A 13838-nucleotide genomic window follows, 5' to 3' on the forward strand; every position below is an offset into this window, starting at 1 on the left:
ATGCTCGATGTATGGGGAATAGGCGCTATACTGTCCAAGCTGATGCTCTATGTCGGTATTGGTGGTGCGACTGGTCTGTTGATCATTCGGGCCGTTTTTGCCGACTTGGTGTCACCTCTGAGCGATAAGACGCGTGTGCAGGTTGCGCTGCTAGCGGGGCTTGCGCTTGCGGGCTCTGTCCTTGGGTTCATGCTGCGCGGTGCAGCTCTTACGGGCGGAGCTGATGGTATGACCGATCCAGAAATGCTCGGTCTGCTGTGGCAGACCCCGGTTGGCGACGTTCTCGTCTATCGGGTTGTCGGGGCGGTTCTGATAATCTTCGGGATATTTATACCCCTAGTCGGCCAATGGGTCGCACTTGCAGGCGGATTGTTCGCGCTTTGGTCATTTGCTCAGGTCGGGCATGTCCCCGCGTTGGAGAAAACCGGCGTCCGTTTGCTATTGCTCCTGCACCTTCTGGGAGTTGCGTTTTGGATCGGTATCCTTGGGCCGTTGCGCGCCCTGTCCCAACGGCCAGAATATCTGAACAACGCGGCCATGTTGGGGCATCGGTTTGGGCAGGCGGCTTCGGTTATTGTCCCTGCGTTGATTTTGGCGGGACTGCTGATGGCTTGGATGTTGCTTGGCGATATGTGGGCGTTAATGACAACGGGCTACGGGCAAACTCTGCTAATCAAACTCGTGCTCGTGGGCGCGGTCCTGAGGTTAGCCGTCGCAAACAAACTGCGTTTCGTTCCGGCCATGCAATCCGGGGACAATAAAGCCGCCCGCCATTTGGTGCGCTCCATTGAAATCGAAGCTGTAATCATTCTGGTGGTCCTTGCGGCAACCGCGACGCTCACCAGCGTCTTGACCCTACCAAATTGAGGTATCCCATGAGCAGGCGAGACTTTTTGATCGTCACAATTTTCAGCTGCGCAACGAGTGCAAGTGCCGGTCATGAAATGGACGACCGGGATTTGACCAGTGGGCAGGCACTATACGCTGAACAATGCGCCTCTTGTCATGGCGTCAATCTCGAAGGACAGCTGGATTGGCAGACGCCTGACGACAACGGCATTCTGCCTGCACCACCCCATGACGAGACCGGGCATACCTGGCACCACGACAACCAGCTTTTGTTCGAATACACACTGTTGGGTGGCGAGGAGGCGTTAGCCGCGCGCGGTGTCGACGGCTTTGAAAGTGGTATGCCCGGATTTTGGGATACACTCACCGATGACGATATTTGGGACGTTCTTGCCTATATTAGGTCCACTTGGCCTGAGCGCGTTCAGGAAATTCAAGCGAGCCGCAACCCACCGCATGACTAAGGATGACAACCTTCGCCACATGGTCGGTGCGGTGACACTTCAATTGCGCGGCGACTACAGTGCCATAGTCCGGCAGGATTAGGTCGAAGAACTGAGCGCGCCCAAAACACTAGGCGCGCCCTTGATTGCCGACCTTGGCGCTAGCGCAGCGAATTAGTGCTTTGTCCCGCGAGGCAGCCTTTAGTACTTGTTACACTGAACGGCCATCACTCAACCAGAGATCGCTTCACATAACACCGCTTCAACGACGTTCGCGGTTTGTTACAGCGCGGCAAGTCACCCGATGGTTGCGAAAACTTGCCATTCGATGCGCTGGTTACTGATAGCTGGGATACGCAACAAGCGGGTCAAGGAAAAGGTTTTTCTTAACAAATTTTGTCAAAAATGCCGTGGTGAATTTCGTTTGCAGTTAGCCTGCAAACAAAAACAAAATATTACATCCAGACAAATGCCAAAATGATGATCGTGCTTTCGGTTTGTCCAATCAGCTTTGAGCATCGATAACTTGGCCTCTTCGTCTCGGGAGCTAACTCGCTTTCGAAACCTCTAAACCTCCCCCTTTCACAAGCAGATCCACAATTGTGTCGACCCCGCTTCTGTGACGAAGTGACGAGAACAAGAAGGGCCGTCCTTTACGCATTCTTTGCGCATCACGTTCCATAACCTCCAGCGAAGCGCCAACATGCGGCGCAAGGTCGGTCTTGTTGATTACAAGGATGTCCGATTTCGTAATCGCCGGTCCGCCTTTCCTGGGGATTTCCTCGCCTGCGGCGACATCGATCACGTAGATGGTCAGATCCGCCAGTTCCGGGCTGAATGTGGCTGATAGATTGTCGCCTCCGCTTTCAATCAAAACAATGTCGAGATCCGGATGACGTGTCTGCATCTCGGCGACGGCGGCCAAATTGATCGAGGCGTCTTCGCGAATTGCTGTATGCGGGCAACCGCCAGTTTCGACGCCGATGATCCTGTCCCGCGGCAGGACCTGCATGCGCATCAGCGCTTCGGCATCTTCCTGCGTATATATGTCGTTGGTAATAACACCCACCGAACAGACATCGCGCAGCGCTTCAGATAAGGCGGCGGTTAAAGTAGTTTTTCCGGCTCCTACCGGGCCTCCAATACCTACGCGAAGAGGGCCGTTTATACTGGTCATGTGCGGAAAATCCTCGAATATTGTGTTTCGTGTTTCATGGCCGCAATGTCCCCCAAGAACGCAGTAGAGCTTAACTCGTCCAGACTCGCCTTTTTTGCGTTTTCAGCAATCTGGGCACACAGCGGTGTCAGTTGGCGGATCAACCTCTGAGCATCGGTCTGTCCAAGTGGCACAAGGCGCGTGGCACAGGCGACAAGGTTGCTTGCGAATGCTTGCAGAAACATCTTGGTCGTCAGCAGCAAGGGAAGGTTTTGTAGTCTTGCAGCCCGTCCAATCGAGACGGGGTAGGTGAAGTGCCCAAGGTCCAATTCCCAGACACCTTTGGTGACATTTCCGAAGGCCTGTCCCAGCAACTCGGTTTCCATGAGCCTTTCGGATGTCGCGCAAAAGGCCCGCGCCGTGACATCGACGTTGATCAGTTCATCTTTGTCCAGCGCATTGAAGGCCGCCACAACGAACAGAGCATCATTCCAACCAGAGCCATATTCTAGCACATCTGAAATCCAGGCTTCGGTATCCTGAGAATTCGCGACGGTTCCCCGGTCAATCGCGGATTCAAGTCCGTGAGAGTAGGCAAACCCCCCCACAGGATAGGCAGGGGACAACCATTGTGTCAGCGTCAGGATGTCGGCGTCAGTGGGTGTGGCCATGGGTCCTGCCGTGGCCATAGGCGCCGCCTTCAGGGGTGAACGGCTCGTGCACTTCTCGCACGGTAGCCCCGATTTTAAGAAGCATATCTCGGATTACGTGATCAACCTGGATCAACAGGCGAGCCTTTTCGATCTGGCAAGGCGTGTGGCGATTGCCGATATGCCACGCGATGCGCGTCAGATCCGGGGCTTTTACCTCCAGCAATGCTTCGGGCGCAGCCTGTATTTCCACTTCGCGACCATCGTCCAGAACCAACGCGCCGCCGTGGTTCAACGAAGTCGTTTGTGCCAGGTCGATGAGAATCTGTTCACCACTTTCGCAGGTCAGAACCTTGCGCCGCAAAAAACGGTCTTCATAGGTCAGCGACAGGGCATCTGCAGGCTCGCCGTGTAGATGATCAGAATACCGCCGTGCTGTACAAAGGAGGATGGTCATGCCAGCGCCCCCTCTGTGGAACGGGTAGCTATTACCAGATAGAACCCGCGAAAACGTGTTGTACGATCCGGTCGCGTGACAGGCCGCGTTTGCGCAGTTCTTCGTCGCTCAGCGATTGCAGGAACTGGATTTGATCGGTGCGCGATCGTGCTTCTGCCAATCGAGCAAGAGCCGAATAGATCGACGAACCAATTGCCGAGAACAGACCGAATACGGAAAAACCGGAATGCTGTTGATTTTCTGTGTGTGCCATTGGGACCCTCGTAAAATTGCGAGACGTTGGTCCTCCCTTCCGTTCTAATATCTGTCATCTTTCACTCGCTTAGTAGTAGGCGATTGGTCATGCCCGGGATGCGTTTGCTGCAATGCAGCGTAAATTTTAATCAGAACATAAAGTATCGCTGTGCCATCGGTAGAACTTCGGCAGGCTGACAGGTAAGCAATTCGCCATCCGCGCGCACCTCATAGGTTTCCGGGTCAACATCGACATGCGGTGTCGCGTTGTTCAGCAGAAGATTCCGCTTGCCAATTTCTCGTGTGTTTTGGACGGCGACGGTTTGCTTTGCCAATCCCAGTGTATCACCGATCCCATCCACATGGGCCGCCTGCGAGACAAATGTGATCGCCGAGTTTTCCACCGACCGTCCGTAAGCGCCAAACATTGGGCGACTATAAACCGGCTGCGGTGTAGGGATCGACGCGTTGGGATCGCCCATCTGCGCACAGGCTATCGTGCCGCCCAGCAGAACCATCTCGGGCTTAACGCCGAAAAAGGCCGGGTTCCACAGGACGAGGTCAGCGCGTTTGCCTTCCTCGATACTACCAATCTCGTGGCTCAGGCCATGTGCAATGGCCGGGTTGATGGTGTATTTCGCAATATAGCGGCGGACGCGAAAGTTGTCGTTCTCACCGGTTTCCTCGGGCAGGCGCCCGCGCTGTTTCTTCATCTTGTCTGCGGTTTGCCACGTGCGGATCAAGACTTCTCCAACTCGACCCATGGCCTGACTGTCAGACGCGATGATCGAGAAAGCACCCATGTCGTGCAGGATATCCTCGGCTGCGATTGTCTCACGCCGAATGCGGCTTTCTGCAAAGGCTACGTCCTCGGGAATAGATTTGTCGAGGTGGTGACAGACCATCAGCATGTCCAGATGTTCCTCGACTGTGTTCACGGTGAAGGGCCGCGTCGGGTTCGTCGAAGACGGCAGAACGTGGTTCTCGCCGCAGATCTTGATGATGTCCGGGGCATGGCCTCCGCCAGCGCCTTCGGTGTGGAAGGCGTGGATCGTGCGGCCTTTTATGGCGGCCACGGTGTTTTCGACAAATCCAGATTCGTTAAGCGTGTCGGTGTGGATCATCACTTGCACATCCATCGCATCAGCCACCGATAGGCAGCAGTCGATAGCGGCAGGGGTCGTGCCCCAATCTTCATGCAGTTTCAGGGCGCAGGCCCCAGCACGGACCTGTTCCTCAAGCGCTGCGGGCAATGAGGCGTTGCCCTTGCCTGCAAAGGCCAGATTCATGGGAAAGGCATCTGCCGCCTGCAACATCCGCCCGATATGCCAGGGGCCGGGGGTGCAGGTGGTCGCCAGCGTCCCATGCGCCGGACCGGTGCCGCCGCCCAGCATAGTGGTCAGGCCGGAATGCAGCGCATCTTCGATTTGTTGTGGGCAGATAAAGTGAATATGGCTGTCGAACCCGCCCGCCGTCAGGATGCGGCCCTCGCCTCCGATTGCCTCGGTCCCCGGACCGATGATAATGTCTACGCCAGGCTGCGTATCGGGGTTTCCCGCCTTGCCGATCTTGGCGATCCGCCCGTTCTTAAGCCCCACATCCGCTTTGTAGATACCGGAATGATCGACAATCAGCGCGTTGGTAATCACCGTATCCACGGCGCCCTCGGCGCGCGTGAACTGAGATTGCCCCATTCCATCACGAATGACTTTGCCGCCACCGAACTTGACCTCCTCGCCATAGACGTCTTCGCGGTGCCCGGTTTCGCTGAAACGCGCGGCTGTTGCACGCTCAACGATCAGGTCTTTCTCGACCTCAATAATCAGATCGGTATCCGCCAATCGTACTTTGTCGCCGACCGTGGGGCCAAACATAGAGGCGTAGTCACTCCGACTGATTTTGCCCGGCATTTTTCAGAGCCCCCATGATATGCATATTGAAACCGTAGATGTGGCGGCGCCCGTCGTAGGGCACCAGCATAACCTCGCGAGTCTGACCCGGCTCAAATCGCACGGCAGTACCTGCTGGGATGTCTAATCGCATCCCTAAAGCTGCATAGCGATCGAAATCCAAGGCGGAGTTCGCTTCGGCGAAATGGTAATGGCTGCCGACCTGAACGGGTCGATCACCGGTGTTGGCGACAACAACAAGACGACTGCTGCGTCCGGCATTTAGCGTCAGTGAACCCTCGGCGGGTATGATCTCACCGGGGATCATTTTGGCAGTTTCATAATCACTGTGACAGCGATGACCGCGATCAATGCCAGCCCAGCTGCGAGCAGGGCATAATCACTGCCATGGGAGTGAACATGGGTATCCGAATGGGCCATGGCAGGGCCAGCCAGAATAAGGGCGGGAAACAGCATGCGATACATTGGGAACTCCTCTGAGGTTTAGCGAATAGGGTTATGGACAGTCACAAGCTTGGTGCCATCCGGGAAGGTGGCTTCGATCTGCACCTCGTGGATCATCTCGGGCACGCCTTCCATACATTGGCCGCGGGTGATCACTTCAGCCCCGGCCTGCATCATGTCGGCAACCGAATGGCCATCTCGCGCGCCCTCGACCACGGCGTCGGTGATCAGGGCGATAGCCTCGGGGTGGTTCAGTTTGACGCCGCGGTCCAGCCGCTTTCGGGCGACCTCGGCGGCCATGGCGACCAGAAGTTTGTCTTTTTCACGAGGTGTCAGGTTCATGTCAGAGCATCCAGCATCGGGGTAATGTGTCTTTGTTCAACCGGCGCAAAATCGGCATCAATGTGCGGCGAAGAGCCAAGCTGTTGTCGGCCAGAATACGGGCGACCAGCAGGTCCTGTTGGATCAAGGTTGCGCCGGCAGTATCGGGTAGCATTTTGCGAATGGAATCCAGTCGAGTTCCGGCCGCTTTCGACGCAAAGACGATCAGCGCCATCGCACCCGCGCCATCTGCAACATTTGGCTTCGAAAGGTGAGAGTGCCAATTCCCCGAGAACCGTATCGTATCCAGAAACGCCAGCGCCCCTGCGTGTCGAATCTCTATCTGATCGCGCAAGCGGATGTCGGTCAGTGTCTCGCCCATGGCCGCGCGACCGAAGACCAGCGGCTCTACCATCAGCATCTCGGCATCCGGCGCCATATCGATCCTGAGGCGGCGGTCCAAAGCACTGCCATTGAACAGAATAGTCTCTTGCGGCAACCAGTTCAGCCGGGCTCCGGCCTCAACTGTCAGATGATTGGTAATCTGGCCACATTCTTGCGGCTTGGCCTTGTAGGCGCGCTCGCAGGCTTGTGTTGTCAAGGTCAGCGCCGTTCCTTTCGCCGCCTTGCCGGCAAATCGAAATGAATCGCCGCCGGTTACACCGCCGGCAGTGTTTAAGAGAACCGCGGCAAGATCAGGTGTATTGGTTCTGGGGAACAGGCACTTAAAAGACCCGGACTGGCGAAACTTGTTCAGCACCGTCCTGTCGCCCAATTGCTTGGTGCTCAAGCTGACGGCGCCTGCAGCACGCGGTGGAACAGCACTGTGCGTGGGCAATATGGCTGTAACTTGGGTAATAAGGCACCTATAGAGCTTGGTTTGGTGGCACCTGTTTCTCTGTTGAAGGGGCGGAACACTAATCTACAGTGTCGAAATCTGCTTATTTCGACATCGCGCGTCTAAATTTTAGACAGCGACCCCGGTCTTGGATGAAAAAATAGGCGCATCTCGCCGATTTCCCAAATTGGGTAAATGGTAAGTTGCCAAGCTTGCTGCGATGCAGAAACCGTATGGGTACCACCGCGGAAACGACCCGGGGGTGTGTGACGGCTGCGCGAATTGGACCTCGAACACAACCGCCACACGGAACGCAACAACAGTTGCGGGGATCAGGTAGAAGAAGAGTGTGCCTTTGCGCAAGCCCTCTCTCCCGGCCCCGCCAGGAGGATTATATGAAATCGCTCAAATCCACGCTCGCCGGATCACTTGTATTTGCTGCCATGGCCACCGCCGCACTGTCGGCTGAGGACACGATCAAGGTTGGCGTGCTGCATTCGCTGTCCGGCACGATGGCGATCTCGGAAACCACGCTGAAAGACACAATGCTGATGCTGATCGATCAGCAAAACGCGAAGGGCGGCCTGCTGGGCAAGCAGCTTGAGGCGGTTGTGGTCGACCCCGCATCCGACTGGCCGCTATTTGCTGAAAAAGCGCGCGAGCTGCTGACCGTGCATGAGGTGGACGTGATCTTTGGCAACTGGACCTCGGTTAGCCGGAAATCGGTGCTGCCGGTCATCGAAGAGCTGAACGGCCTGCTGTTCTACCCGGTTCAGTATGAGGGCGAGGAGTCCTCGAAAAACGTATTTTACACCGGCGCCGCGCCGAACCAACAGGCAATCCCTGCGACAGACTATTTTCTGGAGGAACTGGGGGTCGAGAAATTTGCTTTGCTCGGCACGGACTATGTCTACCCCAGAACCACCAACAATATTCTTGAAAGCTATCTGAAACAAAAGGGTATTGCTGATGACGATATCTTCGTCAATTACACCCCTTTCGGCCATTCCGACTGGTCCAAGATTGTGGCTGATGTGGTCGCGTTAGGCGCGGATGGCAAGAAAGTCGGCGTGATTTCGACCATCAATGGTGACGCCAATATCGGATTTTACAAGGAACTGGCAGCGGCTGGTGTTTCGGCAGATGACATTCCGGTCGTGGCCTTCTCGGTCGGTGAGGAAGAACTGTCCGGTCTGGATACCACCAACCTCGTCGGTCACCTCGCCGCTTGGAACTACTTCCAGTCGGCGGATACCGAGGTCAACGCAGAATTCGTGGACACCTGGAAAGCCACCATGGGCGACGAGCGCGTGACCAACGACCCGATGGAGGCGCATTACATCGGCTTCAACATGTGGGTGAACGCGGCGACCGAGGCCGGTTCCACCGAGGTCGATGCCGTCCGCGGTGCGATGTATGGGCAAGAGTTCCCGAACCTGACTGGTGGTACGGCTGTGATGCTGCCGAACCACCACCTGGCGAAACCGGTTCTGATCGGTGAGATTCAGGAAGACGGCCAGTTCGATATCATCAGCGAAACCGAAGTCGTGCCGGGTGACGCGTGGACTGATTTCCTTCCGGAGTCGGCTGTGCTGGTCTCTGATTGGAAAGAGCTGGGTTGCGGTATGTACAACACCGAGACCAAGACCTGCGTTCAGACCCTGTCGAACTACTAACAGACCACGCAAGGCGGGTTTGTTTGCCCGCCTTGCCACAAAAGACATTCGGGTTTCACCACATGGTACGACTTTTCCTTGCGGGCCTCGCAATCCTGTGCGCCTGCCTGACTGCAAACGCTCAAGAGGTCGGTCTGCAACCGATCCTGCAAGAACATCAGGAGATCATCGCCAAAAGCTCGCGTAAGACGATCAAACCGGCGATTGATGCTATTGCGTCGAGCGGTTTGCCTCAGGCGCAAGTAATGCTTGAGACATGGGCCGCCAAAAACATGTGGATGCGCAAGTCTGACGGTCTGTTCTTCGCTGGCCAGAAAGGTGAGGGGCGGTCGTATGAACTGACCGATTTCGATACAGGTGCGATCGTCGGCACCTTCGAGAAGTCCGAGCTTAAGCAGTTGAAGCCCAACAGCGGTATCCGCGCGATGATTGGGACAGCGTTGGTGCAGTTCCAACTGACCGATCCCAACCGCGCGAAGCGGCTGGCGGCCCTGCAATCCATTCAGCGTGATCCCGAAAGCGCACTATTAGAGCCGCTGCGGGCTTCGATAGACGATGAACCGGACACGGAATTGAAAGCGCAAAAACAGCGGCTTGAACGATTGCTGACGATTGGATTTGATGAAGATACCGCAGCCCGCGTGGCCGCAATCGAAGAAATGTCCGGCGATCTGGGCGTAAATGTTCGTGCCGCTTTGAACCCTTTGGTCGTCACCTCCCGGCACGCCGCTCTCGAATTGCCCACGGACCTGAACGTCGCAGTTATTCTTGAAGTGGGCTCAGAAGTCTTAACGTCCAACGAAGCATATGACTTGCTCGTTGCGGGAAACCTCGCCCCACCGCGTGTTTCAGCGGATGATATCAGAGCGGCACTATCGACTAACATTGTCGGTGGTCGTGTAGGTAACATTCCCGTCGCGCAACTGAGTTCAGATGCAATGCGCGAGCGTGCGTATGCCTCTCTGGCAGAGGCCGGGCTTGTGCCAGCCTTATTCACGGACGCAGACATCGACGCTGCAGTAAACGCGCATGTATTCTTCGAGACCTACAGCGAGTCGTCTGCTGAGGTCACCGAAGCAGCCGAGAAAACTCTGGAACAGATCGAACTGAAGGTCGGCCTGAACCAAACACTCGACCTGACGCTGGACGCGATCTCACTGGCGTCGATCTATTTCCTCGCCGCCATTGGTCTGGCCATCACCTTCGGCGTGATGGGCGTGATCAACATGGCCCATGGTGAGTTTATTATGATGGGCGCCTATACCGGCTACGTGGTGCAACAGTTTATCCCTGACCACACGCTTTCGATCGTCGTGGCAATCCCCATGGCCTTTGCCGTGACATTTGCCATGGGTGTCGCAATGGAGAGGTTGGTGATCCGCTGGCTATACGCCCGGCCGCTGGAGACACTTCTGGCGACGTTCGGTATCTCAATTGCCCTGCAGCAACTGGCCAAGAACATCTTTGGTACACAGGCTCGTCCGCTGACCGCTCCAGGCTGGCTCAACGGGGCGTGGGTGCTGAACGACGTGGTCGCGATCAGCTATATCCGCATCGCGATCTTCGTGCTGGCTATGATCTTTCTGGGGCTGTTCCTCTACATCATGAAACGGACCCGGCTGGGGCTTGAGATGCGCGCGGTGACGCAGAACCCGCGCATGGCGGGGTCGATGGGGATCAATCCGGGGCGGGTGAACATGCTGACCTTCGGGCTGGGCTCGGGCATCGCCGGGATTGCGGGTGTCGCCATCGGCCTCTTTGCCAAGGTCACATCAGATTTGGGCAACGATTATATCGTACAAAGCTTCATGACCGTCGTTGTCGGCGGTGTCGGCAACATCTGGGGCGCGCTGGCGGGTGCCGGAATGATCGGCTTTCTGCAGAAAGGGATCGAGTGGATGAACCCATCGAACACCCTCGCGGCGCAAACCTACATGATCATCTTCATCATCATTTTCATCCAGTTCCGGCCAAGGGGCATCATCGCCCTCAAGGGCCGCGCGGCGGGGGATTGAGCCATGGAACGCAGCTTTATCTCCAAGAACCCATCCGTGCTGGTCTTTCTTGCCATCCTGTCCCTGTTCACCCTGAGCGTGACCATCCTGTCCGAGGGTTTCGGGATCGGCGTAATCTCGACCAGTTTCGTTAAAACACTGGGCAAGACCCTGTGCCTGTGCCTGATCGCAGTGGCGATGGATCTGGTCTGGGGCTTCACTGGCATCCTGTCGTTGGGCCACTTCGCCTTTTTCGGGCTGGGCGGCTACATGATCGGTATGTGGCTGATGTACGAGCGTACACGCCTGATCGTGGTAGACTCGCTGGCACAGGCCGAAATTCCACCGACTTCGGCCGAGGTGGTGGACGCCATCGCTACACAAGTCTTTGGCGTTGTCGGATCGTCGGAATTTCCGTTGATCTGGGCGTTTTCCCACAGCCTGACCCTGCAGCTTGTTCTGGTTGTGTTGGCCCCCGGTTTGCTGGCGCTGATCTTCGGATGGTTGGCTTTCCGGAGCCGTGTCACCGGTGTGTATCTGTCGATTCTGACGCAGGCTATGACTCTGGCGCTGGCCCTGTACCTGTTCCAGAACGACAGCGGCTTGCGCGGCAATAACGGGCTGTCCGGCTTGCAGAACCTGCCAGGTGTCACCGCCTCGCAGGACGTGGTGTCGATCTGGTTCCTCTGGGCTTCAGCACTGGCGCTGGGTCTGGGCTATATGCTGGCCGCATGGATCGTGTCAGGCAAGTTCGGCTCGGTCATCCGCGGCATTCGCGATAACGAGGCACGAGTGCGCTTCCTTGGCTACTCGGTCGAGGTCTACAAGCTGGCCATCTTCACCCTGACTGCTTGCATCGCAGCCATTGCCGGCGCGCTTTACTATCCGCAAGCTGGCATCATTAATCCCGAGGAGATGGCCCCCATCGCCTCGATCTATTTGGCCGTCTGGGTCGCCATCGGTGGACGAGGCCGCTTGTACGGCGCGGTAATTGGCGCAGCTTTTGTCAGCCTTCTGAGTACGTGGTTCACGGGCGGGCAGGCCCCGGATATTTCGCTTGGGTTTTACACGATCAAATGGGTCGACTGGTGGCAGGTGCTACTGGGCGTAACTTTCGTGTTGGTTACGTTGTTTGCCCCGCAGGGCATCGGAGGATTGTTCGACTTGTGGACCGACCGCCGCCACCCGGACAGGCATGGGGCAAATTTGGGACCGGGTGACGGCGCCCTGCGAGAGAAGGAGGCCATGGAATGAACACTTTGCTTGAGGTTAGCGGTGTTTCGGTCACGTTCGACGGTTTCCGAGCTATCAACAACTTGTCGTTCCAGATCGGCGACGTTGAGCTTCGCGCAGTGATCGGCCCGAACGGGGCCGGTAAGACTACGTTCATGGACATCATCACAGGTAAAACCCGGCCCGATGAAGGGCGTGTCATCTGGGGAGAGAAATCCCTATCTTTGTTGGGACTTTCCGAAGCAAAAATTGCGCAGGCTGGGATCGGGCGGAAGTTTCAGAAACCAACGGTTTTCGAAGACCAGACCGTGCACGAAAATCTGCTGATGGCGCTTCAGAACAAACGTGGCTGGCTTCACGTGCTTTTCTATCGAACCACCACTGAGGATTTGCAGAAAGTTGAAGATCTGGCTGTCGAAATCGGTCTGCATCAAGACCTAAGCCGCAAAGCTGGTGAACTGAGCCACGGTCAAAAACAATGGCTGGAAATTGGCATGCTGCTGGCCCAGGAGCCACGACTCTTGCTGGTGGACGAACCTGCCGCCGGCATGACACCGCAGGAGCGCGAACACACCACCGACTTACTGGTACAAGCCGCCAAAACCCGTGCCGTTGTCGTGGTGGAACACGATATGGAATTTGTCCGACGCCTGAATTGCAAAGTCACGGTTTTACACGAAGGGTCCGCCTTGGCTGAAGGCAGTCTTGATCACGTGACATCTAACCAGGACGTCATCGACGTTTATCTAGGGCGCTAAACAATGCTGAAGCTGACTGATCTGACTTTACATTATGGGCATTCGCAGATCCTCAACGGGATTTCCATGGAAGCCAGACAAGGTGAAGTGACTTGTGTCATGGGGACCAATGGTGTCGGGAAAACCAGCCTGATGAAAGCAATATCAGGTACGCATCTGCGCTCGGGTGGCAATCTGGATCTGGACGGGAAACCTTTGGGTGTCCTGCCTGCTCATCAAATGGCGTGGAAAGGCGTGGCTTATGTTCCACAAGGTCGTGAAATATTTCCTTTGCTCACAGTTCGCGAAAACCTTGAAACGGGGTACGCCTGTCTGCCAGCCAGCGAGCATTTCATCCCAAGTGAAATTTTTGATATGTTCCCGGTCCTCAAACAGATGCAAAACCGTCGCGGAGGTGACCTTTCTGGCGGTCAGCAGCAACAGCTGGCGATCGCGCGGGCACTGATCACGCGGCCACGCCTGCTGCTGTTGGACGAGCCGACCGAAGGAATTCAGCCCAACATCATCCAACAGATAGGCGAAGTCATCCGGCACCTCAGAACCACGAGCGGAATGGCAATCATCCTGGTGGAGCAATACTTTGACTTTGCCTATGACCTTGCCGACAGATTTATCGTGTTGCGACGCGGAGAAGTCTTGATCAACGGCACTAGGGAAGACGTGACACGCGATAAGTTGTTGCAGGCCGTAACTGTCTAAAGCAGATGCTTGAAATGGGTTTCAGGATTGAAGAATGAAACGCAAAACTTGGTTATATTTAGGCTCGGGATTTGGTTTGATCCTCTGAATACGTTCAATTGAAACTGTATTCTCTTCTGAAATCCCGTCTTCGGTGTCTCCTTCCTTGAAGGGCAAGTATATTTGATCACATGACG

16 protein-coding genes are annotated in these 13838 nt (G+C 56.0%); 7 read left to right on the forward strand and 9 right to left on the reverse strand.

Translation table 11 applies throughout. The features are described from left to right. The gene (locus tag AC2FI8_RS14175; RefSeq protein ID WP_496779690.1) at window positions 1-867 is read left to right on the forward strand and encodes a CopD family protein; all 867 of its coding nucleotides are present in this window, start codon (window positions 1-3) and stop codon (window positions 865-867) included. A gap of 8 nt (window positions 868-875) precedes the next feature. Beyond that, complete coding sequence (locus AC2FI8_RS14180; protein WP_496779693.1) at window positions 876-1313, forward strand: c-type cytochrome; 438 nt, start codon at window positions 876-878, stop codon at window positions 1311-1313. Window positions 1314-1839: 526 nt separating this feature from the next. Here AC2FI8_RS14180 and ureG read toward each other — a convergent pair. The 9 genes from ureG to AC2FI8_RS14225 form a co-directional block, all read right to left on the reverse strand. Further along, window positions 1840-2469 carry an urease accessory protein UreG gene (ureG, locus tag AC2FI8_RS14185; protein WP_170519465.1) on the reverse strand — a complete coding sequence of 210 codons (630 nt, stop codon included), beginning with the start codon at window positions 2467-2469 and terminating at the stop codon, window positions 1840-1842. Further along, window positions 2466-3119 (reverse strand): urease accessory protein UreF, encoded by a 654-nt coding sequence (locus AC2FI8_RS14190; RefSeq protein ID WP_496779695.1) that lies wholly within the window; start codon window positions 3117-3119, stop codon window positions 2466-2468. Before AC2FI8_RS14190 ends, ureG begins: the two co-directional genes overlap by 4 nt. Next, a complete protein-coding gene (locus tag AC2FI8_RS14195; protein WP_170519459.1) occupies window positions 3103-3555 on the reverse strand; it encodes an urease accessory protein UreE in 453 nt (150 codons plus the stop codon). The genes AC2FI8_RS14190 and AC2FI8_RS14195 overlap by 17 nt, the downstream gene beginning before the upstream one ends. Before the next feature lie 31 nt (window positions 3556-3586). Continuing rightward, window positions 3587-3808, reverse strand: a complete 222-nt coding sequence (locus AC2FI8_RS14200) for a DUF1127 domain-containing protein (RefSeq protein WP_170519457.1) — start codon at window positions 3806-3808, stop codon at window positions 3587-3589. Window positions 3809-3938: 130 nt separating this feature from the next. Continuing rightward, window positions 3939-5699, reverse strand: a complete 1761-nt coding sequence (gene ureC / locus AC2FI8_RS14205; protein ID WP_496769462.1) for an urease subunit alpha — start codon at window positions 5697-5699, stop codon at window positions 3939-3941. Further along, window positions 5674-6006, reverse strand: a complete 333-nt coding sequence (locus AC2FI8_RS14210) for an urease subunit beta (protein ID WP_496725660.1) — start codon at window positions 6004-6006, stop codon at window positions 5674-5676. Before AC2FI8_RS14210 ends, ureC begins: the two co-directional genes overlap by 26 nt. Continuing rightward, window positions 6003-6164, reverse strand: a complete 162-nt coding sequence (locus AC2FI8_RS14215; protein ID WP_496725659.1) for a hypothetical protein — start codon at window positions 6162-6164, stop codon at window positions 6003-6005. Before AC2FI8_RS14215 ends, AC2FI8_RS14210 begins: the two co-directional genes overlap by 4 nt. 18 nt (window positions 6165-6182) lie before the next feature. Then, window positions 6183-6485 (reverse strand): urease subunit gamma, encoded by a 303-nt coding sequence (locus tag AC2FI8_RS14220; protein ID WP_496725658.1) that lies wholly within the window; start codon window positions 6483-6485, stop codon window positions 6183-6185. 1 nt (window position 6486) lies between these two features. Then, on the reverse strand, window positions 6487-7254 hold the full coding sequence (locus AC2FI8_RS14225; protein WP_496779698.1) for an urease accessory protein UreD: 768 nt from the start codon (window positions 7252-7254) through the stop codon (window positions 6487-6489). Between the two features lie 443 nt (window positions 7255-7697). Here AC2FI8_RS14225 and urtA point away from each other — a divergent pair, with 443 nt between their 5' ends. The 5 genes from urtA to urtE all read left to right on the forward strand — a co-directional run bounded on the left by urtA (window position 7698) and on the right by urtE (window position 13662). Beyond that, window positions 7698-8978: an urea ABC transporter substrate-binding protein gene (urtA, locus tag AC2FI8_RS14230; RefSeq protein WP_496779699.1), complete on the forward strand. Its 1281-nt coding sequence runs from the start codon at window positions 7698-7700 to the stop codon at window positions 8976-8978. Window positions 8979-9040: 62 nt separating this feature from the next. Continuing rightward, window positions 9041-10993, forward strand: coding sequence for an urea ABC transporter permease subunit UrtB (urtB, locus tag AC2FI8_RS14235; RefSeq protein WP_496779701.1), 1953 nt, complete (start codon window positions 9041-9043; stop codon window positions 10991-10993). 3 nt (window positions 10994-10996) lie between these two features. Next, complete coding sequence (urtC, locus tag AC2FI8_RS14240) at window positions 10997-12226, forward strand: urea ABC transporter permease subunit UrtC (RefSeq protein WP_496779704.1); 1230 nt, start codon at window positions 10997-10999, stop codon at window positions 12224-12226. Further along, the gene (gene urtD, locus AC2FI8_RS14245) at window positions 12223-12963 is read left to right on the forward strand and encodes an urea ABC transporter ATP-binding protein UrtD (RefSeq protein ID WP_170519429.1); all 741 of its coding nucleotides are present in this window, start codon (window positions 12223-12225) and stop codon (window positions 12961-12963) included. Before urtC ends, urtD begins: the two co-directional genes overlap by 4 nt. A 3-nt stretch (window positions 12964-12966) precedes the next feature. Continuing rightward, complete coding sequence (gene urtE / locus AC2FI8_RS14250; RefSeq protein WP_496779706.1) at window positions 12967-13662, forward strand: urea ABC transporter ATP-binding subunit UrtE; 696 nt, start codon at window positions 12967-12969, stop codon at window positions 13660-13662. Window positions 13663-13838 lie beyond the last annotated feature (176 nt).

The sequence above is a fragment of the Ruegeria sp. CDSB029 genome (assembly GCF_059611125.1).